Source organism: Ruegeria sp. C11 (genome assembly GCF_056537725.1).
This window is the reverse complement of record NZ_JBQFSB010000017.1, coordinates 10,606-36,350: the sequence shown is the minus strand read 5'-3', so window position 1 is coordinate 36,350 and position 25,745 is coordinate 10,606. Positions and strand designations below refer to the sequence as shown.

At 58.9% G+C, this 25,745-nt stretch carries 24 protein-coding genes; 19 read left to right on the top strand and 5 right to left on the bottom strand.

Annotated elements, in window-relative coordinates; translation table 11 throughout:
- Positions 1–53: 53 nt before the first annotated feature.
- Together ACR0NA_RS21040 and hemN are read right to left on the bottom strand one after the other, a co-directional pair.
- Positions 54–1,982 carry an elongation factor G gene (locus tag ACR0NA_RS21040; protein ID WP_480732429.1) on the bottom strand — a complete coding sequence of 643 codons (1,929 nt, stop codon included), beginning with the start codon at positions 1,980–1,982 and terminating at the stop codon, positions 54–56.
- 213 nt (positions 1,983–2,195) lie between these two features.
- Positions 2,196–3,551, bottom strand: coding sequence for an oxygen-independent coproporphyrinogen III oxidase (gene hemN, locus ACR0NA_RS21035; RefSeq protein ID WP_480732427.1), 1,356 nt, complete (start codon positions 3,549–3,551; stop codon positions 2,196–2,198).
- 61 nt (positions 3,552–3,612) lie between these two features.
- On the opposite strand from hemN, the gene fnrL reads away from it, so the two are divergent.
- From fnrL to ACR0NA_RS21020, 3 genes are all read left to right on the top strand, one after another.
- A complete protein-coding gene (gene fnrL / locus ACR0NA_RS21030; RefSeq protein ID WP_480732425.1) occupies positions 3,613–4,356 on the top strand; it encodes a transcriptional regulator FnrL in 744 nt (247 codons plus the stop codon).
- A gap of 449 nt (positions 4,357–4,805) precedes the next feature.
- Complete coding sequence (locus tag ACR0NA_RS21025) at positions 4,806–6,128, top strand: aminotransferase class I/II-fold pyridoxal phosphate-dependent enzyme (protein WP_480732423.1); 1,323 nt, start codon at positions 4,806–4,808, stop codon at positions 6,126–6,128.
- A gap of 58 nt (positions 6,129–6,186) precedes the next feature.
- Positions 6,187–6,441, top strand: coding sequence for a GlsB/YeaQ/YmgE family stress response membrane protein (locus ACR0NA_RS21020; protein WP_170657161.1), 255 nt, complete (start codon positions 6,187–6,189; stop codon positions 6,439–6,441).
- A gap of 57 nt (positions 6,442–6,498) precedes the next feature.
- On the opposite strand, the gene ACR0NA_RS21015 is transcribed toward ACR0NA_RS21020, so the two are convergent.
- The gene (locus ACR0NA_RS21015; protein WP_170657159.1) at positions 6,499–7,338 is read right to left on the bottom strand and encodes a universal stress protein; all 840 of its coding nucleotides are present in this window, start codon (positions 7,336–7,338) and stop codon (positions 6,499–6,501) included.
- A gap of 195 nt (positions 7,339–7,533) precedes the next feature.
- Here ACR0NA_RS21015 and ccoN point away from each other — a divergent pair, with 195 nt between their 5' ends.
- From ccoN to ccoP, 4 genes are read left to right on the top strand one after another with little or no spacing between them, the layout of a single operon-like run.
- The gene (gene ccoN / locus ACR0NA_RS21010) at positions 7,534–9,141 is read left to right on the top strand and encodes a cytochrome-c oxidase, cbb3-type subunit I (RefSeq protein ID WP_170657156.1); all 1,608 of its coding nucleotides are present in this window, start codon (positions 7,534–7,536) and stop codon (positions 9,139–9,141) included.
- Positions 9,142–9,155: 14 nt separating this feature from the next.
- Positions 9,156–9,884 (top strand): cytochrome-c oxidase, cbb3-type subunit II, encoded by a 729-nt coding sequence (gene ccoO, locus ACR0NA_RS21005; RefSeq protein ID WP_170657153.1) that lies wholly within the window; start codon positions 9,156–9,158, stop codon positions 9,882–9,884.
- Between the two features lie 10 nt (positions 9,885–9,894).
- A complete protein-coding gene (locus ACR0NA_RS21000) occupies positions 9,895–10,080 on the top strand; it encodes a cbb3-type cytochrome c oxidase subunit 3 (RefSeq protein WP_170657151.1) in 186 nt (61 codons plus the stop codon).
- Complete coding sequence (gene ccoP / locus ACR0NA_RS20995; RefSeq protein WP_170657148.1) at positions 10,077–10,946, top strand: cytochrome-c oxidase, cbb3-type subunit III; 870 nt, start codon at positions 10,077–10,079, stop codon at positions 10,944–10,946. Before ACR0NA_RS21000 ends, ccoP begins: the two co-directional genes overlap by 4 nt.
- Before the next feature lie 153 nt (positions 10,947–11,099).
- Here ccoP and ACR0NA_RS20990 read toward each other — a convergent pair whose 3' ends face one another.
- Entirely contained in the window at positions 11,100–11,261 is a 162-nt protein-coding gene (locus ACR0NA_RS20990; protein ID WP_480732419.1) for a hypothetical protein, read from the bottom strand.
- A 102-nt stretch (positions 11,262–11,363) separates the two neighbouring features.
- Here ACR0NA_RS20990 and ACR0NA_RS20985 point away from each other — a divergent pair, with 102 nt between their 5' ends.
- The 9 genes from ACR0NA_RS20985 (at position 11,364) to rplA (ending at position 18,940) form a co-directional block, all read left to right on the top strand.
- A complete protein-coding gene (locus tag ACR0NA_RS20985; RefSeq protein WP_480732417.1) occupies positions 11,364–12,239 on the top strand; it encodes a LysR family transcriptional regulator in 876 nt (291 codons plus the stop codon).
- 103 nt (positions 12,240–12,342) lie between these two features.
- On the top strand, positions 12,343–13,770 hold the full coding sequence (ccoG, locus tag ACR0NA_RS20980; protein WP_480732413.1) for a cytochrome c oxidase accessory protein CcoG: 1,428 nt from the start codon (positions 12,343–12,345) through the stop codon (positions 13,768–13,770).
- Between the two features lie 2 nt (positions 13,771–13,772).
- Entirely contained in the window at positions 13,773–14,231 is a 459-nt protein-coding gene (locus ACR0NA_RS20975) for a FixH family protein (RefSeq protein ID WP_480732411.1), read from the top strand.
- 4 nt (positions 14,232–14,235) lie between these two features.
- Positions 14,236–16,413 (top strand): heavy metal translocating P-type ATPase, encoded by a 2,178-nt coding sequence (locus tag ACR0NA_RS20970; RefSeq protein ID WP_480732409.1) that lies wholly within the window; start codon positions 14,236–14,238, stop codon positions 16,411–16,413.
- Between the two features lie 4 nt (positions 16,414–16,417).
- A complete protein-coding gene (ccoS, locus tag ACR0NA_RS20965) occupies positions 16,418–16,576 on the top strand; it encodes a cbb3-type cytochrome oxidase assembly protein CcoS (protein ID WP_170657130.1) in 159 nt (52 codons plus the stop codon).
- A 101-nt stretch (positions 16,577–16,677) separates the two neighbouring features.
- A complete protein-coding gene (gene secE / locus ACR0NA_RS20960) occupies positions 16,678–16,875 on the top strand; it encodes a preprotein translocase subunit SecE (protein ID WP_170657127.1) in 198 nt (65 codons plus the stop codon).
- A 245-nt stretch (positions 16,876–17,120) separates the two neighbouring features.
- Positions 17,121–17,654, top strand: coding sequence for a transcription termination/antitermination protein NusG (gene nusG / locus ACR0NA_RS20955; RefSeq protein ID WP_480732475.1), 534 nt, complete (start codon positions 17,121–17,123; stop codon positions 17,652–17,654).
- Positions 17,655–17,790: 136 nt separating this feature from the next.
- Positions 17,791–18,240, top strand: a complete 450-nt coding sequence (gene rplK, locus ACR0NA_RS20950; RefSeq protein WP_037314971.1) for a 50S ribosomal protein L11 — start codon at positions 17,791–17,793, stop codon at positions 18,238–18,240.
- 1 nt (position 18,241) lies between these two features.
- A complete protein-coding gene (rplA, locus tag ACR0NA_RS20945; protein WP_170427361.1) occupies positions 18,242–18,940 on the top strand; it encodes a 50S ribosomal protein L1 in 699 nt (232 codons plus the stop codon).
- A 191-nt stretch (positions 18,941–19,131) separates the two neighbouring features.
- Here rplA and ACR0NA_RS20940 read toward each other — a convergent pair whose 3' ends face one another.
- Positions 19,132–19,896 carry a class II aldolase/adducin family protein gene (locus ACR0NA_RS20940; protein ID WP_480732405.1) on the bottom strand — a complete coding sequence of 255 codons (765 nt, stop codon included), beginning with the start codon at positions 19,894–19,896 and terminating at the stop codon, positions 19,132–19,134.
- A gap of 454 nt (positions 19,897–20,350) precedes the next feature.
- Here ACR0NA_RS20940 and rplJ point away from each other — a divergent pair, with 454 nt between their 5' ends.
- The 3 genes from rplJ to rpoB all read left to right on the top strand — a co-directional run bounded on the left by rplJ (position 20,351) and on the right by rpoB (position 25,711).
- Complete coding sequence (rplJ, locus tag ACR0NA_RS20935; RefSeq protein ID WP_170657118.1) at positions 20,351–20,869, top strand: 50S ribosomal protein L10; 519 nt, start codon at positions 20,351–20,353, stop codon at positions 20,867–20,869.
- Positions 20,870–20,948: 79 nt separating this feature from the next.
- Complete coding sequence (rplL, locus tag ACR0NA_RS20930; RefSeq protein WP_170657115.1) at positions 20,949–21,323, top strand: 50S ribosomal protein L7/L12; 375 nt, start codon at positions 20,949–20,951, stop codon at positions 21,321–21,323.
- A gap of 251 nt (positions 21,324–21,574) precedes the next feature.
- On the top strand, positions 21,575–25,711 hold the full coding sequence (rpoB, locus tag ACR0NA_RS20925; RefSeq protein ID WP_170657112.1) for a DNA-directed RNA polymerase subunit beta: 4,137 nt from the start codon (positions 21,575–21,577) through the stop codon (positions 25,709–25,711).
- The last annotated feature ends 34 nt before the right edge of the window (positions 25,712–25,745 follow it).

The following is a 25,745-nucleotide window of genomic DNA, read 5'->3' as shown; positions in this document are numbered from 1 at the left end:
GGCTTTGATTTGCCTCCGCCCGAAGTACGGGCAGAGGCTCCTAGGCGAACCCGTTAATGGGCGTTGGCTTTTTCGCGGGATACCTTTGGCGCCTGACCGCGAAGTTCTTCATAGTGATCAAAGCGGAGTTTTACCCAGCCGGTTCCGCGCGTCGCGCTTGCCAGGGTGCGATGCAACTCATCTTCGGCAACCGCCGGAAGCATTGCGTTGAAGATCTCCCAGCCGGGTGCGTTCGGGTTGCCTTCAAAGCCCAGAACCTGCCCCTGCAACGAGCTAATCGTCGGAACAAGATCGCCAACATATAGTGACGGCAGATGAATTTCAGCATGCAGAATCGGCTGCAGAACCACTGGTTTGGCCTCCGGCAGTGCTTCGCGCACGGCATTCTTTCCAGCCATGCGGAAGGCATAGTCCGAACTGTCGACGCTGTGGTGCTTGCCGTCCTTCAGGGTGACTTTCAGGTCGACCACGGGAAACCCTTGGGGGCCTTGTGCAAGCGCATCTTCGGCACCGTGCTGAACCGACGGGATATAGTTCTTTGGAACCGCACCGCCCTTGACCACATCGTCAAACTCAAACCCCGATCCGCGCGGCATGGGCGTGATCGAGATCACCACATCGGCAAATTGCCCTGCGCCCCCCGATTGCTTGCGATGGCGATGTCGATGCTCGACCGGGGACTGAATTGTCTCTCTGTAGGCGGTTTCGACCGGTTCGGCCTCGATCTCGATACTAAAGTCCTCGGCTAGTTTGGCGGTGATGCGACGCATGTGCTGCGGCCCCTGAGTGCCGATAACCGCATGTCCGCTGTGCTCGTCCTGACTGAGGTGCAGGCCCGGGTCGATTTCGTCCAGCCGGGTCAAAGCGTTGGACAGACGCACATCGTCACGTTCATGAGTGGGCGAGACAACCTGTCGGAACCCGGACGGGTGTGAACTGGCCCATTCCGGCAAAGGCGTCGCGTCAGCGCTGTCATACAGGCTGCCGGGGTTGAGGTGATCGGATTTCACCGCCAGACCAATCTGCCCCGCCTCAAGCGAGCCGATCTGAGTTTTGGCGTCAAGCGTTGTGAGATTGCCCACGGATTCTCCACCAAGGTTTTCGTGTGCCTTGACCCCTTTCCCAAGCCCGCGCAGGACGATGATCTTGCCGATATGTTTTTTCACATCGGCAAAACCAGCGATGGCACGGGCGTTGTCGGCGGCTTCGTCCCGGCCTGCGGCAATGTCAAATTCGGGTGCCTCGTGCCGCAGCGCCTTCATCAGGCGGGTCAGGCCGTTGCCATGGCTGGCCGCACCCAGACAGGCCGGTATCAGTTGGTGATTCTGCAGGACCTGCGCGGCAAGATCGTAAATTTCTGCGCTCGGCGGCTGCTTGTCCTCGATCAGTTGCTCCAGAAGATTGTCATCGAAATCTGAAAGCGTCTCCAGCAGTTCTGTCCGGGCCTCCTGTTCCCGGTCTTCTGCGTTTTGAGGCAATTCGATCAGGGCCGAGGGCTGCCCTTCCTGATATTTCCACGCGCGTTCCGAGATCAGGTCGACGGCCCCGATCACCTGATCGCCGTCACGGATAGGAACCTGACGAAGCGTGATGTGATGCGTGCAATAGGTCTGGAGCGACGAAATGATGTCGCGGACCCGTCCGTTGGGGCTGTCCATTCGGTTAATGAACAGGAAACAGGGAATACCCGCCTCTTCCACCAACCGCAGATAGGGTGCGCACAAGACTGCTGCGTCAGGGTCCGGCGGTATAACCACCACCGCAGCATCGGAAATTGCCATGGCAGGCCCGACATAGGCCAGCGCATCGCCGCCCCCGTCCACGTCGATGGCGCACCACGGCTCGCCCAAATAAGAAAAACCGTGCAAGTGCACGGTTCCGGATACGTCAAATGTGGTTGGCCGGCCGTCGAGGCGGCTGATGGCCTCGACCAGTGTGGATTTGCCTGACTGGCTGGGGCCGAGGACGGTAAAGACGCGCATGGGTGCTGTCCCTCTCTCTGGTTGCAGTTCCGCTGCACGAAAGGGGCGTCGAACGCGATTGCGTCGGCTCAATCTGTCTGTAACTCGGCCTGCCTCGGGTAAGGGAAAAACTATGCCCCCGTGTCCTGAGTGTGGGAAATACCCAAGGCACGCGTCAAGCCCCCCTGCCAATTTTGGAGAAGTTGGCGGTGTTGGCCGCCAATCCCGTTGGTTTCAGATCGCCGAACTGTGACCCGCCTTGCTGAGGTCATATGCGTCAAAGCTTCCGGCGATCATTCGGGTCAGCGGTCGCGCTTCGGGCGGAATGGAAAGCCCGTTTTCCGAGACCCGCAGCAACCCCTCAAAGTCACGGTTGGCGGTTTCAAACATTGCGTTCAGCTCTGCCGCGGAAATCCGGTGGTCGCGCAGAATTTCCGCAGAGTCGATCCGGAAATCGCACATCAAAGCCTCGATCAGTCTTGCACGCAGGACGTCCTGCCCTTTGAAAAGGTGCCCACGGGATGTTGAAAAACGCCCCTCCCGGATCGCCTTGGTATGGGCAGATGTTGCCGGCGCGTTCTGCGCATAGCCTTGCGGAAAACGCGATATGGAACTGGCGCCGACACCAATCAGTATGTCGGCCTGATCATCGGTATACCCCTGAAAGTTCCGTTTCAGGCGACCAGCCCGCAATGCGCGGGTTAACCCGTCCTCCTGCGTGGCAAAGTGGTCAATACCGATCTCGGCGTAGTTATCCCACATGAACAGGCGGCGCGCGGTGTCGAACAGGTCCAGCCGCTGTTCGGGGGTTGGCAGGGCGTCCGACGGAATCAGCTGCTGGCGCTTTGCCATCCATGGAACGTGAGCATATCCATACAGCGCCACCCGGTCCGGGTTGAGCGACAACAGCTTTTGCACGCTTTCCGTCATGCGCGCTTTGGTCTGATGCGGCAGACCATACAGAATGTCGGCGTTCAGGCTGGAAATGCCGCGCGCGCGAATCATGTCAGCGGCCTTGCGCGTGGTGTCATAGCTTTGGATACGGCCGATGGTCTTTTGAATTTCATCGTCGAAATCCTGCACCCCGATCGAGGCACGGTTCATCCCTGCCTCGGCAAGGGCGTCCAGACGCCCTTCGTCGATTTCGTTCGGATCGATCTCGACCGAGAATTCCGCATCTGGCCCTAGCGGAACAATATCCAGAATGCGGGCTGCAAGATCGCGCATCAGGTCGGGATTCAGCAAGGTCGGTGTACCGCCGCCCCAGTGCAGGCGGGACAATGTCACCCCCTCTGGCAGGCGTTCAGCAAGCATGTCCAGTTCCGCTTTCAGCACATCCACGTAGGCGATCACTGGATTGTCGGTTTGCGTGCCTTGTGTCCGGCAGGCGCAGAACCAGCACAGCCGACGGCAGAACGGAACATGGATATAAAGCGATACGGCGCTGCCGGGTTTGATGCCGGAAATCCAGTCGCCAAACATCTCTGGCCCCACGTCGTTGTTAAAGTGGGGGGCGGTCGGGTAGCTCGTGTAGCGCGGAACTTTCGCGTCAAAAAGTCCGAGCTTGGCCAATTGTGGTTTCGCTATCATGTCGATACCGTTATGTGATGGCTGGTTCAGGTACCTTGACCGAGATCAAGTGGAAACGCGCATGACCCTACAAGTCCAGTTTGACCATTCGAATTGCGGCGACTGTCCGATCCGACATCGGGCGGTCTGCGCCCATTGCGACCGCGATGAACTCGAAGATCTTGAGGAAATCAAGTATTACCGCAGTTTCGAAGCGGGCCAGACGATCATCTGGTCCGGGGATCAGATGAACTTTGTGGGTTCGATGGTGCAGGGAATCGCCTCACTGACGCAGACCATGGAGGACGGGCGCACCCAGATGGTGGGTCTGTTGCTGCCCAGCGACTTTGTCGGCCGCCCCGGGCGCGACGCTGCACCTTATGACGTGCAGGCCACGACCGACGTGGTGATGTGCTGTTTCCGAAAGAAACCGTTTGAGGAATTGATGGGGCGCACGCCGCATATAGCCCATCGTTTGCTGCAGATGACGCTGGACGAGCTTGACGCTGCGCGCGAGTGGATGCTGGTGCTGGGCCGCAAGACAGCGCGGGAAAAGATTGCAAGCCTCTTGTCCATCATAGCCCGCCGGGATGCATCGATCGGAAAAGGCGGCATGACCGGCCCGATCGTGTTCGATCTGCCCCTGACCCGCGAGGCGATGGCCGATTACCTGGGGCTGACACTGGAAACCGTAAGCCGCCAGATTTCGGCCCTCAGGAAAGAAGGCGTTATCAGCCTTGAGGGTAAGCGTCACGTCACCGTCCCGGACATGGGCCGCCTTATGGAAGAGGCCGGTGACGATACGGATGGCGGCTTTCTGGTCTAGTCAAAGCCTTTCAGCCAATTGACCACGCGATCAGCCGGAGATTTCGGCCTGATTCGACGTGGGCTCCAAAGTTTCAGGCTGTCAGGCAACTCAACACGCGTATTGAACGGGGCAACCAGTTGGCCGCTGCGCAAATACGGCGCGATCAGCGCCTCGTGCCCGATCAGAACGCCCGCGCCGTTGACGGCCTCCTCTACGGCCAGCGACGGCGTGGAAACTGGATAGAATAGGTTATTCGCAACGGTTTCATCATTGTCACCGCCAAAGACAGAAACAGATCATAGAGTGCGCGTATTGGTTTGATGGTACTTCTTCCTCAGTCAGTGACACTTCAATTTTCGGTGCGGCTTGCCGCAACACTCAATGGATCGGGCCCAGATTTTTTGGAAAACTGATTTGTATGCAAGCCGGGACTTTCGCATTCTGACCGCAACAAAACGGAGGTTCAGATGCCACAGCTTGCCCACCGCCCCTGGGTGCCGTCCCATTGTGAAGATTATATCCAGACAATCGCTGCGAATACCGCCGGCGCCGATCCGGCGTCCGTCCAGAACCGGCTGGATGAACTGGTCCGGCGCAACACCGAAATTCATGATGCAGAGTGTTTTAACCTCAACCCGGCAACGAATGTAATGAACCCGCGGGCCGAGGCGATACTGGCCAAGGGTCTGGGCAGCCGACCGTCGCTTGGCTATCCCGGTGACAAATACGAGATGGGACTGGAAGCCATCGAAGAGATCGAGGTTATCGCAGCCGAGCTTGCAGCACGGGTTTTCAACGCGCGTTACGCGGAAATTCGGGTGGGTTCCGGGGCATTGGCCAACCTCTATGGATTTATGGCGCTTTCCAAACCGGGCGACATAATCATCGCGCCGCCCGCATCCATCGGTGGGCATGTTACACACCACTCCGGCGGTTGTGCCGGGCTGTACGGCCTCAACACGCTAAATGCACCGGTGGACGCAGATGGCTACAGCCTTGACCTGGATGGATTGCGCGCGCTGGTCCGGGACCGCCAGCCGCGGCTGATCACGGTGGGGGGGTCGCTGAACCTGTTTCCGCATCCCGTTGCCGCTGTGCGCGAGATTGCGGACGAAGTTGGCGCAAAGGTCTTGTTCGACGCCGCTCATCAGTGTGGCGTCATCGCCAGCGGTGCCTGGGCAAATCCGCTGGACGAGGGGGCGCATCTTATGACGATGAGTACCTACAAAAGCCTTGGTGGCCCAGCCGGTGGCCTGATCGTGACCAATGAGGCAGACATTGCCGAGCATCTGGATGCAATCGCCTTTCCTGGCATGACCGCTAATTTCGATGCGGCAAAATCGGCAGCTTTGGCGGTCTCGATGCTGGACTGGATAGAATTCGGTGCAGATTACGGCCAGGCGATGATTGAACTGGCGCAGGCATTGGCCGGGGAACTGGCAGCACAGGGTCTGCCGGTGTTCCAGGGCAAGGGCGGCGCCACCGCATCGCACCAGTTTGCGATTGAGGCAGAAGGCTTCGGTGGCGGTCAGGCCGCGTCAAAGACGCTGCGGCAAGCTGGCTTTCTTGCCTGCGGGATCGGGTTGCCCATCGCGCCTGTCGCGGGAGACATGAACGGTCTGCGCATCGGAACGCCCGAACTGGTTCGGCGCGGGGTGACCCCAGAGCATGCCAACAAGCTTGCGGCGTTGATCTCGCACGGGCTGACCAGCGATGATCCTGCCTCGGTCGCGGTGCAAACGCGGGAATTGCGGGGGCAGTTTCAGGGAATGCACTACGTTCGGGCGTGACCTGCGCGCCTTCCCGTGATCTGATAGACCCGAGTTTGCAGGATATTGGGAGGCGAGAATGGAATTTGGAAGCCTGTTGGCAATGCTCTTTGTCGGGGCCATCGCAGGATGGTTGTCGGGCAAGATCATGGAGGGGCGCGGTTTCGGCCTGATCGGCAATGTCATCGTCGGGATTGTTGGCGCGTTTCTGGCGGGAACTCTGTTTCCGGCGCTGGGGTTCTCGGTCGGGGGCGGGATGATCTCCTCGATAATCTATGCGACGATCGGAGCGGTGATCCTGCTTTTCCTCATCGGGTTGATCCGCAAAGCCTGAGAATAGAAAAACCGCCCGGCTTGGGCGGTTTTCTTGCTTGCAAAGCGCCTGTCTCGGTCAGTGCGCGAGGAAAACCGGCACGGTGCATTGTTCCAGCATGTTCCGGGTCGCTCCGCCCAATATCGCCTCCCGGAACCTTGAATGGCCATAGGCGCCCATGACGATCATGTCAGCCTCGGTGTCCACGGCATGGCGGTTCAGAATATCCGACACCCGCGTCATCGTCTTGCTCAGAACATCGATTTCGCATTTCACGCCGTGCCGCGCCAGCATCTGGGACAGCATCCCGCCCGGGTCCGAGCGATCAGGCCCGTGGCGTGGTGGGTCGATGACAACGATACGCGCCAGCTCGGCCTGTTTCAGAAACGGCATCGCGCAGCGGATGGCACGCATCGCCTCGACGCTTTCGTTCCAGCCGATCAGAATTGTGCGGGGCGTCGAAATCGGTTCGAAATCGTCCGGCACGACCAGAACCGGCGCGTGCCCTTCGAACATGGCGGCTTCGACGATGGGTTCCGCCTCGGCACCGTGTCCCTCACCGTAGGGGCGGGGCAGGACGACAAGATCGGAAAACCGCGCCCGGTGCGCCACGTGGCGACCGATATCCGCAATTTGCGCGACACCGCTTTCCGCTGACCAGCGCACGCCGGATTTGCCCAGATAATCCTGCGCAAACGCCAGTATCTCGTCGGCCTCTGCATTGGCGCGGCTGAGCGTTTCCTGCAGGATCAGTGCGTTCGCGCCGGCATAGTAATACCCTGTCTGACTGCGATCGACCCCAAGGCAAAGCGCCTCGGCGTGGCCTTCCTGCGATGCCGCCAAAGCCGTCAACTGCGCAAGCGCGGGTTTGGCCAGGGTCGTTTCCGTCATGACGGTGAGAAGGGATTTGTAAGACATCTCTACCTCGTGGTTCGGGTGCTTTGTCACATGCGACCAGTTTTCCCATTCATGGGATTATGCGTGTCACAGAATTCAGGTTATTGTTTTGATACAGATCAAAGCAACAGATGCCCCTATTCTACAATACAGCAGCCAGTCTAATAAGTCTGGCGCGACGCGAGAATCGCGCGGGGCATGGCAAAGGGACGCAATATGTCGAATTATATCAAGCTGATCGCGCTTGGTCTGGTCGCGCTATTCGCAGCGATCGGAACCAACTATGCGCGGGATTTGGCGTATCAGGTGCATGCGATACTGGTGATGCTGATCGCCGGTGGGTTGTTCATCTGGACGCTGCGCAACACTGAAGAGCCAGATATTCTTGTTGATCGCTCGGCGGAATACATGGATGACGTTATCCGCTATGGCGTGATTGCCACCGCGTTCTGGGGTGTTGTCGGTTTCATCGCCGGTACCTTCATTGCGTTTCAGTTGGCTTTCCCGTCGCTCAATTTCGAATGGGCACAAGGTTATCTGAACTTTGGACGGCTGCGCCCGCTGCACACTTCGGCGGTGATCTTTGCCTTTGGCGGCAACGCCTTGATTGCGACCTCGTTCTATGTGGTGCAACGCACCAGCGCGGCACGCCTTTGGGGCGGCAATCTGGCGTGGTTCGTGTTCTGGGGCTATCAGCTGTTCATCGTGCTGGCCGCGACCGGCTACGTTCTGGGTGGTACCCAGTCCAAGGAATATGCCGAGCCGGAATGGTATGTTGACCTGTGGCTGACCATTGTCTGGGTTGCTTATCTGGCCGTGTTCCTCGGTACGATCATCAAACGGAAAGAACCGCACATCTATGTGGCCAACTGGTTCTATCTGGCGTTCATCGTCACCGTCGCCATGCTGCACCTGGTCAACAACATGACCATCCCGGTCAGCATCTGGGGTTCTAAATCGGTCATCGTCTGGTCCGGTGTTCAGGACGCCATGATCCAGTGGTGGTACGGCCACAACGCTGTGGGCTTCTTCCTGACCGCGGGCTTCCTGGGCATGATGTACTACTTCATCCCGAAGCAGGCCGAGCGTCCGGTGTTCTCGTACAAGCTGTCGATCATCCACTTCTGGGCGCTGATCTTCCTGTATATCTGGGCCGGTCCGCACCACCTGCATTATACCGCGTTGCCTGACTGGGCTTCGACGCTTGGCATGGTGTTCTCGGTCGTGCTGTGGATGCCGTCATGGGGTGGTATGATCAACGGTCTGATGACCCTGTCGGGTGCCTGGGACAAGCTGCGCACCGATCCCGTGATCCGCATGATGGTGATCTCGGTCGGGTTCTACGGCATGTCCACCTTTGAAGGTCCGATGATGTCGATCCGCGCCGTGAACAGCCTGTCTCACTATACCGACTGGACAATTGGTCACGTGCACTCGGGCGCGCTGGGCTGGAACGGCATGATCACCTTTGGTGCGCTGTACTTCCTGGTGCCTGTCCTGTGGAAGCGTGAGCGTCTGTACTCGCTGCAGTTGGTCAGCTGGCACTTCTGGCTCGCCACCATCGGTATCGTGCTCTACGCCGCGTCGATGTGGGTGACCGGCATCATGGAAGGTTTGATGTGGCGCGAAGTGGACGCCAACGGTTTCCTTGTGAACTCGTTCGCCGACACCGTGGCCGCCAAGTTCCCGATGTATGTGGTGCGCGCTCTGGGTGGTGTTCTGTTCGTCGCCGGTGCCGTGATCATGTGCTACAACCTGTGGATGACTGTGCGGAAAGCGCCGGCCAAAGAGGCCAGCCTGACCGTCGCGGTCCCGGCTGAATAAGGAGGGCCGGAGCAATGGCAATTCTCGACAAACACAAGATCCTCGAGACCAACGCGACCCTCCTGCTGGTGTTCAGCTTTTTGGTTGTGACCATCGGTGGCATCGTTCAGATCGCACCGCTGTTCTATCTGGAAAACACCATCGAGAAGGTGGAAGGGATGCGCCCCTACACCCCTCTCGAAATGGCGGGGCGCGAGATTTATCTGCGTGAAGGCTGCTATGTCTGCCACAGCCAGATGATCCGCCCGATGCGGGATGAGGTGGAACGCTATGGCCACTATTCGCTGGCGGCTGAATCGATGTATGATCATCCGTTCCAGTGGGGTTCCAAACGGACAGGGCCTGATCTGGCGCGCGTTGGTGGCCGCTATTCGGACGAATGGCATGCAGACCACCTGCGCGATCCCGAAGCGGTGGTGCCCGAGTCGGTGATGCCAAAATACGGCTTCCTCGAAAGAACCAAGCTGAACGGCAAATACATCGGCGACATCATGGCGGCCAACGCTCTGGTCGGTACCCCGTATACCGATGAGATGATCGAAAACGCCGTCGCCGACTTCCGGGCACAGGCGGATCCGGACAGCGACTATGACGGTCTGCTTGAACGCTATGGCGACAAGGTGAACGTGCGCAACTTTGATGGCCGTCCCGAGCTGACCGAAGCTGATGCACTGATTGCTTATCTCCAGATGCTGGGAACGCTGGTCGATTTTTCGACCTTCGTCCCGGACGCGAACCGCTGAGGAGGGTGTAATGGAAGAATATACAATCCTCAGACAATTCGCGGACAGCTGGATGTTGCTGGTGCTGTTCGTCTTTTTCATTGGCATCGTCATCTGGGTTTTCCGCCCCGGTGCCAGCAAGGAATACAAGGACACAGCCAACATCCCGTTCCGGCATCAAGATAAACCCGCCACATCCAAGGAGGCGCGGCAATGAGCAAGACACCTGAAAAACAGCCGGGTGACCCCAACACGACCGGCCACAGCTGGGATGGAATCGAGGAATTTGACAACCCGATGCCGCGCTGGTGGCTGTGGACCTTTTACGTCACGATCATCTGGGGCGTGATCTATACCATCCTCTATCCGGCATGGCCGTTGGTGAACCACGCAACTGCCGGTGTTCTGGGCTGGTCCTCGCGGGCCGACGTGAATGCCGAAATCACCGCTGTGGAAGAGGCGAACGCCTCGATCAATGACCGGCTGGCGTCGGTGGAACTGGCCGCAATTCAGAACGATCCCGAACTGAACAACTATGCCATTTCGTCAGGCGCCGCCGTTTTCCGGACCTGGTGTGCGCAATGTCACGGGTCAGGCGCGGCCGGGGCGAAAGGCTATCCGAACCTGCTGGATGACAGCTGGCTTTGGGGCGGCGATATCGACAGTATCTACTTCACTGTCGCTCACGGCATCCGCAACGAAGAAAGCGATGATGCACGGTATTCGCAGATGCCCGCATTCGGTCGAGACGAGTTGCTGGGCAGCGAGGAAATCGATCAGGTCGTGAACTATGTCATGTCCCTGTCCGGCGAACCAAAGGACGCTGGCGCGGTTGAGGCCGGTTCGGTGGTCTTTGCCGACAACTGTGCATCCTGCCACGGCGAGGATGGGACAGGTGATCGTGAACAGGGCGCGCCAAACCTGACGGATGCGATCTGGCTCTATGGCGGGGATTACGACACGCTGACTGACAGTGTCTATAACAGCCGCTTTGGTGTGATGCCTGCCTGGAACAATCGCCTGACCGAGGCGCAGGTTCGCGCCGTATCCACTTACGTCCATCAGCTGGGCGGCGGTGAATAAGAAATAAGAACACCTTCGGGCGGCTTGCGCCCGAAGGCTGAGGCACCGGCTGTTCCATCTGTTCGCGCGTTTCCTGAACAGCCGGTGCCGATTTTTCCAGACTACTGACCTATGTCCATCCGGTCCAGACACCAGTCACACCGGGAATCCCTGTCAGAGATTATTCAAACCCACGTTCCATCTGATGCGGAAATTGCGGCGCGCGCCCGACCACCAGCGGCGCGGTTTCGCAGTCTTTTTTCTGGGTGCGTCCGTTACCCGGGGGCGATCAAAGCCGGTCGCGGTCATATAGGTTTTTGCATAGATCGATAGCATGTCCACTCTCCGATTTGCAGTGTTGCCGTTGCTAAGAGGATTGATCTTCGGCGCCCGAAATGCGACTCAATTCGCATTGCTATATGTAAGTAGGAGTTACATATGGACTGGATGAAGCTTCCACCTTTGGCGTCGCTCAGGGCGTTTTCGGCCTTTGCGGAAAAGGGAAATATCGTGCAGGCCGGGCAGGCATTGAATGTCAGTCACGCTGCCATCAGCCAACAACTCAGGGTGCTTGAAAGACATCTTGGTACAACCTTGTTGGACCGGTCCGGCAAAACACTGAAAATGACCGAAGAAGGACGGCGGCTTGCCAACGCTCTGGAGCTCGGTTTCGGGGCCATCTGGTCCGTAGTCGGCGACCTGATTCAGTCGGGCAAGGATCGTCCGGTCCATGTGTCCCTTACTGCGGCCTTTGCGGCCTCGTGGTTGATGCCGCGTCTGTCAACATTTCAGGTCGCACACCCCGAGATTGACCTGATACTCGACCCGAGCCCGGCGCTGGTGGAATTGCGCCCGGGTGGTGTCGATCTGGCAATCAGGCATGGCGCAGGTGGATGGCCAGGGGTCGAGGCGCAGATGCTTCTGAAAACGCCCATGGTCATCGTCGCCGCCCCTTCTTTGCTTGACGGCAGGACATCGGTGTCCGCATCCGAACTGGCGGAGCTGCCCTGGCTTGAGGAGGTCGGCACTACCGAAGCCACCACCTGGCTGGCCTCGCACGGCGTTCAACACGGGCCGAAAGCAGGGCGGATCGCCTTGCCGGGCAACTTGCTGCTGGAGGGTGTGCGGGCAGGTCAGGGCGTAACTGTCACCGTGCGACATTTCGTCGAACCAGAGATCGAATCCGGCCAGCTTGTCGAGCTGTATTCTCAGCCGGATCAGCGCGGCTATCACATCATTACAGGGCTTTCACCACTGCGGCCGCCGGTCAGGACCTTCATCGCGTGGCTGAAACGTCAGGCCCTTGAACCATAATAAAAGGTGTCCACACGATGCGCTTTTTGACCCATGTCAAAGTTGCGTCATGTATGATCTGGAAGAAGACGCTTTCATATAAGCCAGTTCTGGAGCCTGCCCCGTGAGCGATTCCGATCCCGCCCCCAGCCTATACGCCGCCAGGGAGCCCATCTTTCCAAGGCGTGTGTCCGGACAGTTCCGCAACCTCAAATGGATCATCATGGCGGTGACCCTGGGTATCTATTATCTGACGCCCTGGATTCGCTGGGATCGCGGTCCCAGCCTGCCGGATCAGGCGGTGCTGCTGGATATGGCCAATCGACGTTTCTACTTCTTCTGGATCGAAATCTGGCCACATGAATTCTATTTCGTGGCCGGCCTGCTGATCATGGCCGGGTTGGGCCTGTTTTTGTTTACGTCTGCCCTTGGGCGTGTCTGGTGCGGGTACGCCTGCCCTCAGACCGTCTGGACCGACCTGTTCATCCTGGTCGAGCGTTGGATCGAAGGTGACCGGAACGCACGCCTGCGGCTGCACCGGCAGAAAAAGCTGGATGCGCGAAAAGTCCGGCTGCGGCTGACGAAATGGGCGGCATGGTTCCTGATCGGCCTCGCCACCGGCGGGGCCTGGGTATTCTATTTTGCCGATGCGCCGACGCTAGCGCGCGATCTGGTGACCGGCAACGCACATCCGATCGCTTACACCACGATGTTGGTACTGACCGGCACGACCTTTTTCTTTGGCGGTTTTGCCCGCGAACAGATCTGTATCTACGCCTGCCCGTGGCCGCGGATTCAAGCGGCGATGATGGATGAGGATACGCTGGTTGTCGGGTATCGCGAATGGCGGGGCGAGCCGCGCGGAAAAGGTAAGCGCACGGCGGATTCCGAACTGGGTGACTGCATTGACTGCATGGCCTGCGTCAATGTCTGCCCGGTCGGCATCGACATTCGCGACGGTCAGCAGCTTGAGTGCATTACCTGCGCGCTGTGTATCGATGCCTGCGATGACATGATGGCCAAGATCGGCAAACCTCGTGGTCTGATCGACTATATGGCGCTCAGCGATGAAGAACGGGAGCGTTCGGGTCATAAGCCCAAGAACGTGTGGAAACACATCCTGCGTCCCCGCACGATCATGTATACCGTTCTTTGGTCTCTGATCGGGTTTGCCTTGCTGTTTGCCCTGTTCATCCGCTCGGATATCGATCTGACGGTCGCACCGGTTCGCAACCCAACCTTCGTGACCCTGTCCGACGGTTCGATCCGAAATACGTATGATGTGCGCCTGCGCAACAAACACGGAGAAGAGCGGCCCTTCCAGCTGTCTCTCAGCGGTGATCCTTCCATGCAGCTTCAGATCGAGGGTGTGGAAGGTGATACCGTCACAGTTACCGCTGACACGGCACAGCTGACCCGTGTATATATCGTGACACCCAAAGAGGCTTTGCCCTCCAGCGCGGCCAATACACCCGTGCGGATTTGGGTTGAGGATCTGAACAGCGGAGAACGGGCGTCCAAGGACACTACGTTCAACGGGAAAGGCAATTGAAGGTGACAGAACGCCGTTTCACAGGAAAGCACGCGCTGGCCCTTTTTGTCGGGGCCTTCGGCGTCATCATCGCAGTAAACCTCGTGCTCGCTTACAGCGCAGTAAAGACGTTTCCTGGACTTGTGGTCAAAAACTCGTATGTCGCCAGTCAGGATTTCAATGAACGCCTGAGCGAGCAGAGAGCGCTTGGCTGGTCCGTGAGCGCCGACCTGACAGGTGGGTTGGTCATTCTGAAGTTCACCGACGACCTGGGCGCCCCGGTCGAAGTCGCCGATTTGCAGGTTGTGATCGGCCGCGCCACACATGTGCGCGACGATTTCACTCCCGAGTTTACCTTTGATGGCGTGGCCTATGTCGCCAAAGCGGAATTGGGCAAGGGAAACTGGAACATCCGGCTGGCGGCAAAGTCGTGGGACGGTGCCGATTTCACTCAGCGCATTCCGCTATACGTGAAAGGGTGACGTGATGGCTGCGGATGTCAGTTCTGGCACAGCGGCTTGCCCCGGATGCCTTGCGGCGCCGACCGAACCCGCAAGGCCAATCCCGGAAGACGTGCAAATTGCGCTGTCGCTGCCCGGTATTCACTGTTCGGCCTGTATCGCCACCGTCGAGCGGGTGCTGAACGCCTGTCCGGGCGTCGGGAACGCAAGGGTGAACCTCACCCTGAAGCGTGCGATGATTCAGGCCGAGCCCGGTATTCAGGCATCTGATCTGATCCCCGTGCTTGAAGGCGCCGGGTACGAGGCGCATGAACTGGACCCCGGAGCATTGTCGGCCACACAAACGGACCGGGCCGGACGTGATCTGCTGATGCGGCTGGCGGTCGCCGGTTTCGCGTCGATGAATGTCATGCTGCTGTCCGTCTCGGTTTGGTCCGGCGCGACGGATGCGACCCGCGACATGTTCCACTGGATTTCGGCAGCCATAGCACTGCCCGCAATCGCGTTTTCGGCAAAACCGTTCTTTATGAATGCATGGTCGGCGTTGCGGGTCAGGCGGCTGAATATGGACGTGCCGATTGTTCTGGCGATCCTTCTGGCTCTGGTCACGTCCCTGTGGGAAACGGCGCTGAGCGGCGAGCATGCCTATTTCGACGCGGCGCTGACCCTTACGTTTTTCCTGCTGGCGGGGCGCTATCTGGATTATCGCACCCGTGCTGCGGCCCGGTCTGCCGCCGAAGAGCTGACCGCGCTGGAGGTTCCCCGGGCAACGAGGCTTGTGAATAGCGTTGAGGAAGAGGTTGCCGTTGCCTCACTGAACGTAGGCGATCTGATTTTGGTGCGCCCGGGCGGCCGGATGCCGGTGGATGGCGAGATCGTGTCGGGGCAGTCGGAACTCGACCGTTCTCTTCTGACAGGTGAGACGCTGCCGGTTTTTGCCGAGGCCGGGCTGAAGGTCAGCGCGGGCGAAGTCAACCTGACCGGCCCGCTGACGATCCGTGCAACAGCTGTTGGTGAAGACACGTCGCTGCACCGGATGGCCGATCTTGTTGCCATCGCGGAATCGGGCCGTTCGCGTTACACGTCGCTGGCGGACAAGGCGGCCAAACTGTATGCACCAGGTGTGCACATCCTGTCTGCGCTAAGCTTTGTTGGCTGGTACATATATTCCGGTGACATCCGCACAGCACTGAACATTGCGGCGGCTGTTCTGATCATTACATGCCCCTGTGCTTTGGGTCTGGCTGTTCCGGCTGTCACAACCGCAGCCTCAGGCCGCTTGTTTCGGCGCGGCATGCTGATCAAGCACGCGACGGCCATTGAGCGGCTGGCCGAGGTGGATACCGTTGTTTTCGACAAGACCGGCACTCTGACCGCAGGCACACCGGAATTGACCAACCTTGGGGATAACGCGCGTGGTGATCTTGAGGTTGCGCTTGCATTGGCTGACGCGTCCTCGCATCCGCTGTCAGTGGCCTTGTCCAAGACGGCCCGTGAGGCCGGCATTAAGCCAGCAAATGTTCAGGAGATCGCTGAAGTCCCCGGTTTCGGCACCGAAGGGATGTTTCGGGGCCAGCGTGTGAGATTGGGCCGGGCCGCTTGGACGGGGGGAGAGCAGGGGGCCCAAACGGCGGCATGGCTGGCAGTTGGGACGCAGGCGCCGGTCGCATTTCTGTACTCGGATGCGTTGCGGCCGGGCGCAGAGAGCGCTGTGAATGCGTTCAGGACTGCTGGCAAGTCCGTTCTTCTGGTTTCAGGCGATTCTCAGGGCGCAGTTCAGGCCCTTGCTGATCGTCTGGGGATTGCAGACTGGGTTGCCGAGGCGCTTCCACAGGACAAAGCCCGTTATGTTCAGAAACTGGGGGATCAGGGGCAGAAGGTTCTCATGGTCGGGGATGGCCTGAACGATACCGCCGCGCTGGCGGCGGCGCATGTGTCGATCTCGCCCGCTTCGGCGCTGGATGCAGCACGGGTTGCTTCGGATATCGTCCTGCTGGGCAACGACCTGTCACCGATTTCTGATGCGTGTGACACGGCCGTCAGGGCAACCCGGCGGATCAGAGAGAACTTTCGGATTGCCACTGTTTACAACGTGATTGCGGTCCCTCTGGCGGTCGCGGGGCTGGCAACGCCACTGATTGCCGCATTGGCGATGTCGACCTCATCGATTACAGTATCGTTGAACGCTTTGCGCTTAAGGTGACGTGATGGAAGTGCTGGCTTATCTGATCCCTATTTCGCTGTTGTTGGGCGGCGTCGGTCTGGTTGCGTTCATCTATACCGTGCGCACAAATCAGTATGAGGACCCTGAAGGGGATGCCCGGCGTATACTCAGCGATGAATGGGATGATCGCCCGAAACCATGATCTGCCGCAGAAATCACAATCGCACCACGCGATAGCCACCCTTGAAATTGCCGCAATGCCCGGCTATGTCCGGCCCATCCGCTAGCAGAGAGTTATGCCAAATGGCCACCATCAACCCGATCCAGTTCATTCAGCAGGTCCGCGCCGAAGTTGCAAAGGTCGTCTGGCCTACCCGTCGCGAGGTGCTGTTGACTACGGTCATGGTGTTCATCATGGCGGCGCTGACGGCTGTTTTCTTTGCTTTGGTCGATCTTGGTATCCGCGGCGGTCTGCAACTGATTCTCGGCGCCTTCGGTTAAGCCCTGATAAATGGCTGCGGCCCGAGCCTGACTCCATGGTGCGTTCACCTTTGTGATACCCATTGCCCCTTGCGCAATGCGCCGTGTGAGAGTAGTTGACGCGGTAACTTTCGGGACAGGCGTGCGGCGATTCGGGTTGCGCGCCGCTTTTTGTTCCGGACAGCGCGGCGGGGCCGCGAATGGATTTCAATAACGGGTGCGTTCGCAATGTGAATGCGCCAAAGGTAAACAAGGACGGCAAGTTCATGGCGAAACGGTGGTACTCGGTCAGCGTTCTTTCCAACTTTGAAAAGAAGATCGCAGAACAGATCCGCACGTCCGTGGCCGAGCAGGGCCTTGAGGACGATATCGACGAAGTACTGGTGCCCACCGAAGAGGTGATCGAAGTGCGCCGCGGTAAAAAGGTCACGACCGAACGCCGTTTCATGCCCGGCTATGTGCTGGTGCATATGGAAATGTCCGACCAAGGATATCACCTGGTCAATTCGATCAACCGCGTCACCGGTTTTCTGGGCCCGCAGGGTCGCCCTATGCCGATGCGCGACGCCGAGGTGAACCAGATCCTCAACCGTGTTCAGGAAGGTGAGGAAACGCCCAAGCTGATGATCAGCTTCGAGGTGGGCGAGAAGGTCAAGGTCAACGACGGCCCGTTCGAGGATTTCGACGGCATGGTCGAAGGCGTGGACGACGAGAACCAGAAACTGAAAGTTTCTGTTTCGATCTTTGGCCGGGAAACTCCGGTCGAACTGGATTTCATGCAGGTCACGAAGCAGTCGTGATATGCTGAATTGAGGATTTTCGTACGAAAATCCTCGCACATTCGTGGAAGGCGGCCGTCACGCGTGAGGGCACCGAACCACGGGCAAACCTGTCCGGCCATCGCGATGGTCCGGATGCTATAAAAGGAGAAACCAAATGGCCAAGAAGCTTGCTGGTACAATGAAGCTGCAGGTTCCTGCAGGTCAGGCGAACCCCTCGCCGCCAGTTGGTCCGGCGCTGGGTCAGCGCGGCATCAACATCATGGAATTCTGCAAGGCGTTCAACGCCAAGACCGCAGACATGGAGCAAGGCGCGCCTTGCCCGACCGTGATCACCTACTATCAGGACAAGTCCTTCACCATGGACATCAAGACGCCGCCCGCGTCTTATTACCTGAAAAAAGCTGCTGGTCTGAAGCCGGTCGGCAAGCGTAACCGCCCCCGTGGCGCGGAAAATCCCGGTCGTGAGACCGTGGCCACCGTGACCTCGAAGCAGGTTCGTGAAATCGCCGAAGCCAAAATGAAAGATCTGAACGCCAACGACGTCGAAGGCGCAATGCAGATCATCCTGGGCTCGGCCCGCTCCATGGGCATCGAGGTGAAGTAAGATGGCAAAACTCGGTAAACGTACCCGCGCTGCGCGCGAAGCTGTCGCTGGCAAGGAAAACCTGTCGGTCGAAGAAGCAGTTGCCCTGGTCAAGGCCAACGCAACCTCGAAATTCGACGAAACCATCGAAATCGCACTGAACCTGGGCGTTGACACCCGTCACGCAGACCAGATGGTTCGTGGCGTTGTCGGCCTGCCGAATGGCACCGGCAAAGCGATGCGCGTTGCTGTTTTTGCTCGCGGCCCCAAGGCGGACGAAGCGAAAGAAGCAGGCGCGGATATCGTTGGCGCAGAAGACCTGATGGAAACCATCCAGGGCGGCACCATCGAATTCGACCGCTGCATCGCAACCCCGGACATGATGCCGATCGTCGGTCGTCTGGGTAAGGTTCTGGGCCCTCGCAACCTGATGCCGAACCCCAAAGTCGGCACCGTGACAATGGACGTGAAAGCGGCCGTGGAAGCAGCCAAGGGCGGTGAAGTTCAGTTCAAGGCGGAAAAAGGCGGCGTTGTGCACGCCGGTGTTGGCAAAGCGTCATTCGACGAAGCCAAGCTGGCGGAAAACGTCCGTGCTTTCGTCTCGGCTGTTGCCAAGGCCAAGCCGTCGGGCGCCAAAGGCACCTACATGAAGAAAATCGCGCTGAGCTCGACCATGGGTCCTGGTGTGACTCTGGATGTGGCTGCCGCTTCGGGCGAATAAGCCCAAGCGTTCAGGTTTGAAGATTTGATCCCGGGTGGTGCGAACTGCCCGGGATTTTCTTTGAGAAATGCGCGCGCCCCTTCGGTCTTCGCGAGCAGTCCGGTTCGAGACCCGCGCGACGTGGCGCGGGATTGCGCATTTACCGCAAGGGCCGGCCCCCGAAGAAGCTCTGCCGTTTTGCCGCGGTCGTTCTAGCTTGCGTAATCCGGGCTTCGCTTGTCCAGCATCCGGAGCAGACCGGGCCATTCAGTTTTGCCGTTGTAGTTGTAGTGTTCGGATGCCGCCATCTGGTCCTGGTAACGGGCCACTTTCTGCGGGTCGATCAGGTGCAGGTCGCGCCCCATGGACAGCGTCCTGATCTGGGTAGAGCAGGTCTGACGCAGGAAATAGGCGCGGAAAAAGGCCGCTGCCGCCGTTTCACCCAACGCGTAATATCCGTGGTTGCGGCTGATCAGTATCTGATTTTGCCCCAACGTCCGGACGAAATGCGCTCCGAAGGCGTCATCTTCCTCGAACTCGTACTCGATATAGCCGGTGATGTGCCCCAGATACACGGCGGGCTGGTTCAGGGGCAGCAGGCCGTCCTTGACCGACCCGACGGCCATCACCTCTTCCTCATGACCGTGTACGAAAAAGTTGGTCTCGGGGCGCGAACCCAGAATCCATTGGCAAAGGTTTTGCACGCCGTCGTTCAGCCAGGGGGCATCTGCCGCCACAGGCTGGCCGTTGGCGGTGATTTTGACCATGTCGGATGCGCGCGCTTCCTCCCAGAACATTCCATACGGATGTACGAGGTAGTGATCGGGCTGGTCCGGCACCCGCGCGCAGACCGCGCCGTTGGCAAGGTCCGACATGCCGTAATGCGCGATAATGCGGAACAGGGCCGCAAGTTCGACGCGTGCCTGCCATTCGGCTTCGGAACACTCTTGCGGCTTCAACTGATATGTGGCGGTCATGGGCGTTCCTTTCCTGTGGCCCGGTGTTCCAATGAGCCCGGCGCTCTGAATTTTTCGGATCATGGGCCTTGCGTCTGCATCAAAACCGACATTCGGCACAATTATCCGGATGGCGCCTTTGTCGTCAGGCCGATATGCGGGCCGCGGTTTATCCCTGCGTTATCTTTGGCCGGCCTGAATTTACCCCTTGGAAACCCCCGCTATCTGGCCTAAGTAGGGCTGCGGAATAAAGCGTGCGATTCGTCGTGCGCTTTATTTCGTTTCGTCCAAGACGGTGGGTGGGTCCGTTCGGTCCCTTAATTCCCTGCCTGAGACGGGAAAGACCAAAGAATTCGAGGGTCCATCCCTCGGGCGAATTTTGGCTCAACCCCGTAACAACGGACCTGAACGCCGGGGCGTAAGCCGCGGCAAATATGAGCCGGGGTGAGATATCATCCCTAACTTGGAGAGAACTGTGGATAGAGCCCAGAAAGAGAAAGTGGTCGAGGAACTCGGCCAGATCTTCGAAAGCTCTGGCGTCGTTGTGGTTGCCCACTACGTCGGTCTGACAGTTGCCGAGATGCAGGACCTGCGCGCGCGTGCACGCGAAGCGGGTGGGTCTGTGCGTGTTGCCAAGAACAGGCTCGCCAAAATCGCCCTCGAGGGTAAGCCGTGTGCAAGCATGGCCGACCTGCTGACGGGTATGACCGTTCTGACCTATTCCGAGGACCCCGTGGCAGCAGCCAAGGTGGCCGAGGACTTCGCCAAGGAGAACAAGAAGTTCGAAATCCTTGGCGGTGCAATGGGCGAGAACGCTCTGGACCGTGCCGGCGTCGAAGCCGTGTCGAAAATGCCGTCGCGCGAGGAGCTTATTGCTACCATCGCTGGCATGATCGGCGCACCTGCTTCGAACATCGCTGGCGCAATTGGCGCACCTGCAAGCAACATCGCAAGCATCCTGTCCACCATCGAAGAGAAGGCGGAAGCTGCGTAAGCGGTTGGCACTGAATGATCTGCGTGGGGTGAACACCCTGACGTTGGAACACACACTGTAAACGGAAAGAGCTGATACTATGGCTGATCTGAAAGCACTCGCTGAAAGCATCGTGGGTCTGACCCTGCTGGAAGCACAAGAACTGAAAACCATCCTCAAAGACGAGTACGGCATCGAGCCCGCAGCAGGCGGCGCAGTTGTCATGGCTGCTGCTGGCGACGCCGGTGGCGCTGCTGAGGAAGAAAAAACCGAATTCGACGTCGTTCTGAAGAACGCCGGCGCTTCGAAAATCAACGTGATCAAAGAAGTTCGCGGCATCACCGGTCTGGGCTTGAAAGAAGCCAAGGAACTGGTCGAAGCCGGCGGCAAGATCAAAGAAGGCGTGTCGAAAGACGAAGCCGAAGAAGTCAAAGGCAAGCTGGAAGCAGCTGGCGCAGAGGTCGAACTGGCCTAAGCCCTTTGTCTGGTGCGTCGCTGATGCACCGCAGAATTTGGCTGGGTCCGGAGAAATCCGGGTCCAGCCGAACCTGTCTTAGAAAGGGCCTCATGATCTGGGGCATTTTCTAAGACGCGGTTCGCGGATCGGGAGGCCGCCACTCGGGACGGTGGCCATGAATTGATCCGGACGTGTCGTCTCTAATGTGCAAGGCGCCGGGGCCCGACGGTGTCTTTGCCCGCTGAGAACATCGAAAGGTGACATCTGACATGGCTCAAACGTTCCTTGGCCAGAAACGTCTTCGTAAATATTACGGCAAAATCCGCGAAGTGCTGGAGATGCCGAACCTCATTGAGGTCCAGAAATCTTCTTATGATCTTTTCCTGCGCTCCGGCGATGCAGAGCAGCCCACTGACGGCGAAGGCATCAAAGGCGTGTTCCAGTCGGTTTTCCCGATCAAGGATTTCAACGAAACCTCCGTTCTGGAGTTCGTGAAATACGATCTGGAAAAACCCAAATATGACGTCGAAGAGTGCATGCAGCGCGACATGACCTACAGCGCGCCGCTCAAGGTCACTCTGCGTCTGATCGTGTTTGATGTCGACGAAGATACTGGCGCCAAGTCGGTCAAGGACATCAAGGAACAGGACGTGTTCATGGGCGACATGCCCCTGATGACGCCGAACGGGACGTTCATCGTGAACGGCACCGAACGTGTGATCGTGTCCCAGATGCACCGTTCGCCCGGCGTGTTCTTCGACCACGACAAGGGCAAGACCCATTCCTCGGGCAAACTGCTGTTTGCCTGCCGCATCATCCCGTATCGCGGCAGCTGGCTGGACTTTGAGTTCGACGCCAAGGACATCGTGTTCGCCCGTATCGACCGTCGCCGCAAACTGCCTGTGACGACCCTGCTTTATGCGCTGGGTCTGGATCAGGAAGCGATCATGGACGCCTATTACAACACCGTGTCCTACAAGTTGGACAAGAAGAAGGGCTGGGTCACGCCGTTCTTCCCCGAGCGTGTGCGCGGTACCCGTCCTACCTATGATCTGATCGACGCGAAATCCGGTGAAGTGATTGCCGAAGCAGGTAAGAAGGTCACTCCGCGCGCGGTCAAGAAGCTGATCGATGAAGGCAGCGTCACTGACCTGCTGGTTCCGTTCGATCACATCGTTGGCAAATACGTCGCCAAGGACATCATCAATGAAGAAAACGGCGCGATCTATGTCGAAGCCGGTGATGAACTGACGCTGGAATATGACAAGGACGGCGATCTGATCGGCGGCACTGTCAAAGAGCTGATGGATGCGGGCATCACCGACATTCCGGTTCTGGACATCGACAACGTCAACGTCGGCCCCTACATGCGCAACACCATGGCTCAGGACAAGAACCTGAACCGTGAAAGCGCGCTGATGGACATCTACCGCGTCATGCGCCCGGGCGAGCCGCCCACCGTCGAGGCTGCGTCGGCCCTGTTCGACACCCTGTTCTTCGACAGCGAGCGTTATGACCTGTCCGCCGTTGGCCGGGTAAAGATGAACATGCGTCTGGCTCTGGATGCGCCGGACACCCTGCGCACGCTGCGTCGCGAAGACATCGTGGCCTGCATCAAGGCGCTGGTGGAACTGCGTGACGGCAAGGGTGACATCGACGACATCGACCACCTCGGCAACCGTCGTGTGCGTTCGGTCGGTGAACTGATGGAAAACCAGTACCGCGTCGGCCTGCTGCGCATGGAGCGCGCGATCAAAGAGCGTATGTCGTCGGTCGAGATCGATACTGTCATGCCGCAGGACCTGATCAATGCGAAACCGGCTGCGGCTGCTGTTCGCGAATTCTTCGGCTCTTCGCAGCTGTCGCAGTTCATGGACCAGACCAACCCGCTGTCCGAGGTTACCCACAAACGCCGTCTTTCGGCGCTTGGCCCGGGTGGTCTGACGCGTGAGCGTGCGGGCTTTGAGGTTCGCGACGTGCACCCGACCCACTATGGCCGGATGTGCCCGATTGAAACGCCCGAAGGTCCGAACATCGGTCTGATCAACTCGCTGGCCACCTTTGCCCGCGTGAATAAGTATGGCTTCATCGAAACACCTTATCGCGTTGTTAAAGACGCCGAGGTGACCGATGAGGTCCACTACATGTCCGCGACCGAGGAAATGCGTCACACCGTGGCGCAGGCGAACGCGACACTGGATGCGGATGGCAAGTTCATCAACGATCTGGTTTCGACCCGTCAGGCCGGTGACTACACCCTTGCTCCGCGCGAGAATGTGGACCTGATCGACGTTTCGCCGAAACAGCTGGTTTCGGTTGCTGCATCGCTGATCCCGTTCCTTGAAAATGACGACGCCAACCGCGCTCTGATGGGCTCGAACATGCAACGTCAGGCGGTTCCGCTGCTGCGGGCCGAGGCGCCGCTGGTCGGTACCGGAATCGAGGAAAAGGTTGCGATCGACTCGGGCGCTGCAATTCAGGCGAAACGCGCAGGTATCATCGACCAGGTCGATGCCCAGCGTATCGTTATCCGCGCCACCGAGGATCTGGAACTGGGCGACGCTGGCGTTGACATCTATCGTCTGCGCAAATTCCAGCGTTCGAACCAGAACACCTGCATCAACCAGCGTCCGCTGATCAAGGTGGGTGACACCGTCCAGAAGGGCGAGGTCATTGCCGACGGTCCGTCGACCGATATGGGTGAACTGGCCCTTGGTAAGAACGTGGTCGTCGCGTTCATGCCGTGGAACGGTTACAACTACGAAGACTCGATCCTGATCTCGGAGCGTATCGCGCGTGACGACGTCTTTACCTCGGTTCACATCGAGGAATTCGAAGTCGCCGCCCGTGACACCAAGCTGGGTCCGGAAGAGATCACCCGCGATATCCCGAACGTCGGTGAAGAAGCGCTGCGTAACCTCGACGAGGCGGGCATCGTTTACATCGGTGCGGATGTTGAACCGGGCGATATTCTGGTCGGCAAGATCACTCCGAAGGGCGAAAGCCCGATGACCCCGGAAGAAAAGCTGCTGCGTGCCATCTTTGGTGAGAAAGCATCTGACGTGCGCGACACCTCGCTGCGCGTGAAGCCGGGCGATTACGGTACTGTGGTCGAGGTCCGCGTCTTCAACCGTCACGGCGTCGAGAAAGACGAACGTGCGCTGCAGATCGAGCGTGAGGAAGTCGAACGTCTGGCCCGTGACCGGGACGACGAACTGGCAATCCTTGACCGCAACATCTATGCGCGTCTGCAGGGCATGATCCTGGGTAAAACCGCTGTCAAAGGCCCGAAAGGCGTCAAGGCAGGGTCGGTGATCACCGAGGAGCTGCTGGAAACCCTGACCCGTGGTCAGTGGTGGCAGCTGGCGCTGGAAGACGAGCAGGACGCGCAGGTTGTCGAGGCTCTGAACGAACAGTACGAAGTGCTCAAACGTGCTCTGGACGCCCGTTTCGAGGACAAGGTCGAAAAGGTCCGCCGCGGCGACGACCTGCCGCCGGGTGTGATGAAGATGGTCAAAGTCTTCATCGCTGTTAAGCGCAAGCTGCAGCCGGGCGACAAGATGGCCGGTCGTCACGGGAACAAGGGTGTGATCTCCAAGGTTGTTCCGATGGAAGACATGCCGTTCCTGGCCGATGGTACGCCGGTCGACTTCTGTCTGAACCCGCTGGGTGTGCCTTCGCGTATGAACGTAGGCCAGATCCTTGAAACCCACATGGGTTGGGCCGCACGCGGTCTGGGTCTGAACATCGACGAGGCACTGGGTGAATATCGCCGTTCCGGCGACCTGACCCCGGTCCGCGAGGCGATGAAGCTAGCCTATGGCGAGGATGTCTACGAAGAAGGCATCAGCGGCATGGACGAAGGGCACCTGATCGAGGCAGCGGGCAACGTGGCCCGTGGTGTTCCGATCGCGACCCCGGTCTTTGACGGCGCGAAAGAGGCGGATGTCAACGACGCGCTGGTACGTGCGGGCTTCTCGGAAAGCGGTCAGTCGGTTCTGTTCGACGGTCGCACCGGTGAGCAGTTTGCACGTCCGGTGACCGTGGGCATCAAGTACCTGCTGAAACTGCACCACCTGGTGGACGACAAGATCCACGCGCGTTCGACCGGGCCGTACAGCCTGGTTACCCAGCAGCCGCTGGGCGGTAAGGCGCAGTTCGGTGGTCAGCGCTTTGGTGAGATGGAGGTCTGGGCTCTGGAAGCTTACGGCGCCGCCTACACCCTGCAGGAGATGCTGACGGTGAAATCGGATGACGTCGCCGGCCGGACCAAGGTCTATGAGTCGATCGTCAAGGGCGAGGATAACTTTGAAGCGGGCGTACCGGAATCGTTCAACGTTCTGGTGAAAGAAGTCCGTGGCCTCGGCCTGAATATGGAACTCCTGGATGCGGAGGTTGAGGAGTAAGGGTGCTGCCCTTTCTCCCGTCCCCCCTTCCGCA

Coding starts and splice junctions, on each gene's coding strand:
- ACR0NA_RS20990 (WP_480732419.1), bottom strand. CDS start 11,261: ATGCTATCGATCTATGCAAAAACCTATATGACCGCGACCGGCTTTGAT.
- ACR0NA_RS20940 (WP_480732405.1), bottom strand. CDS start 19,896: ATGACCGCCACATATCAGTTGAAGCCGCAAGAGTGTTCCGAAGCCGAA.
- rplA (WP_170427361.1), top strand. CDS start 18,242: ATGGCAAAACTCGGTAAACGTACCCGCGCTGCGCGCGAAGCTGTCGCT.
- rplL (WP_170657115.1), top strand. CDS start 20,949: ATGGCTGATCTGAAAGCACTCGCTGAAAGCATCGTGGGTCTGACCCTG.
- ACR0NA_RS21025 (WP_480732423.1), top strand. CDS start 4,806: ATGCCACAGCTTGCCCACCGCCCCTGGGTGCCGTCCCATTGTGAAGAT.
- rplK (WP_037314971.1), top strand. CDS start 17,791: ATGGCCAAGAAGCTTGCTGGTACAATGAAGCTGCAGGTTCCTGCAGGT.
- ccoS (WP_170657130.1), top strand. CDS start 16,418: ATGGAAGTGCTGGCTTATCTGATCCCTATTTCGCTGTTGTTGGGCGGC.
- rpoB (WP_170657112.1), top strand. CDS start 21,575: ATGGCTCAAACGTTCCTTGGCCAGAAACGTCTTCGTAAATATTACGGC.
- ACR0NA_RS20970 (WP_480732409.1), top strand. CDS start 14,236: ATGGCTGCGGATGTCAGTTCTGGCACAGCGGCTTGCCCCGGATGCCTT.
- ACR0NA_RS21015 (WP_170657159.1), bottom strand. CDS start 7,338: ATGTCTTACAAATCCCTTCTCACCGTCATGACGGAAACGACCCTGGCC.
- ACR0NA_RS21040 (WP_480732429.1), bottom strand. CDS start 1,982: ATGCGCGTCTTTACCGTCCTCGGCCCCAGCCAGTCAGGCAAATCCACA.
- hemN (WP_480732427.1), bottom strand. CDS start 3,551: ATGATAGCGAAACCACAATTGGCCAAGCTCGGACTTTTTGACGCGAAA.
- ccoP (WP_170657148.1), top strand. CDS start 10,077: ATGAGCAAGACACCTGAAAAACAGCCGGGTGACCCCAACACGACCGGC.
- ACR0NA_RS20985 (WP_480732417.1), top strand. CDS start 11,364: ATGGACTGGATGAAGCTTCCACCTTTGGCGTCGCTCAGGGCGTTTTCG.
- fnrL (WP_480732425.1), top strand. CDS start 3,613: ATGACCCTACAAGTCCAGTTTGACCATTCGAATTGCGGCGACTGTCCG.
- ccoO (WP_170657153.1), top strand. CDS start 9,156: ATGGCAATTCTCGACAAACACAAGATCCTCGAGACCAACGCGACCCTC.
- nusG (WP_480732475.1), top strand. CDS start 17,121: ATGGCGAAACGGTGGTACTCGGTCAGCGTTCTTTCCAACTTTGAAAAG.
- ACR0NA_RS21000 (WP_170657151.1), top strand. CDS start 9,895: ATGGAAGAATATACAATCCTCAGACAATTCGCGGACAGCTGGATGTTG.
- ccoN (WP_170657156.1), top strand. CDS start 7,534: ATGTCGAATTATATCAAGCTGATCGCGCTTGGTCTGGTCGCGCTATTC.
- secE (WP_170657127.1), top strand. CDS start 16,678: ATGGCCACCATCAACCCGATCCAGTTCATTCAGCAGGTCCGCGCCGAA.
- ACR0NA_RS21020 (WP_170657161.1), top strand. CDS start 6,187: ATGGAATTTGGAAGCCTGTTGGCAATGCTCTTTGTCGGGGCCATCGCA.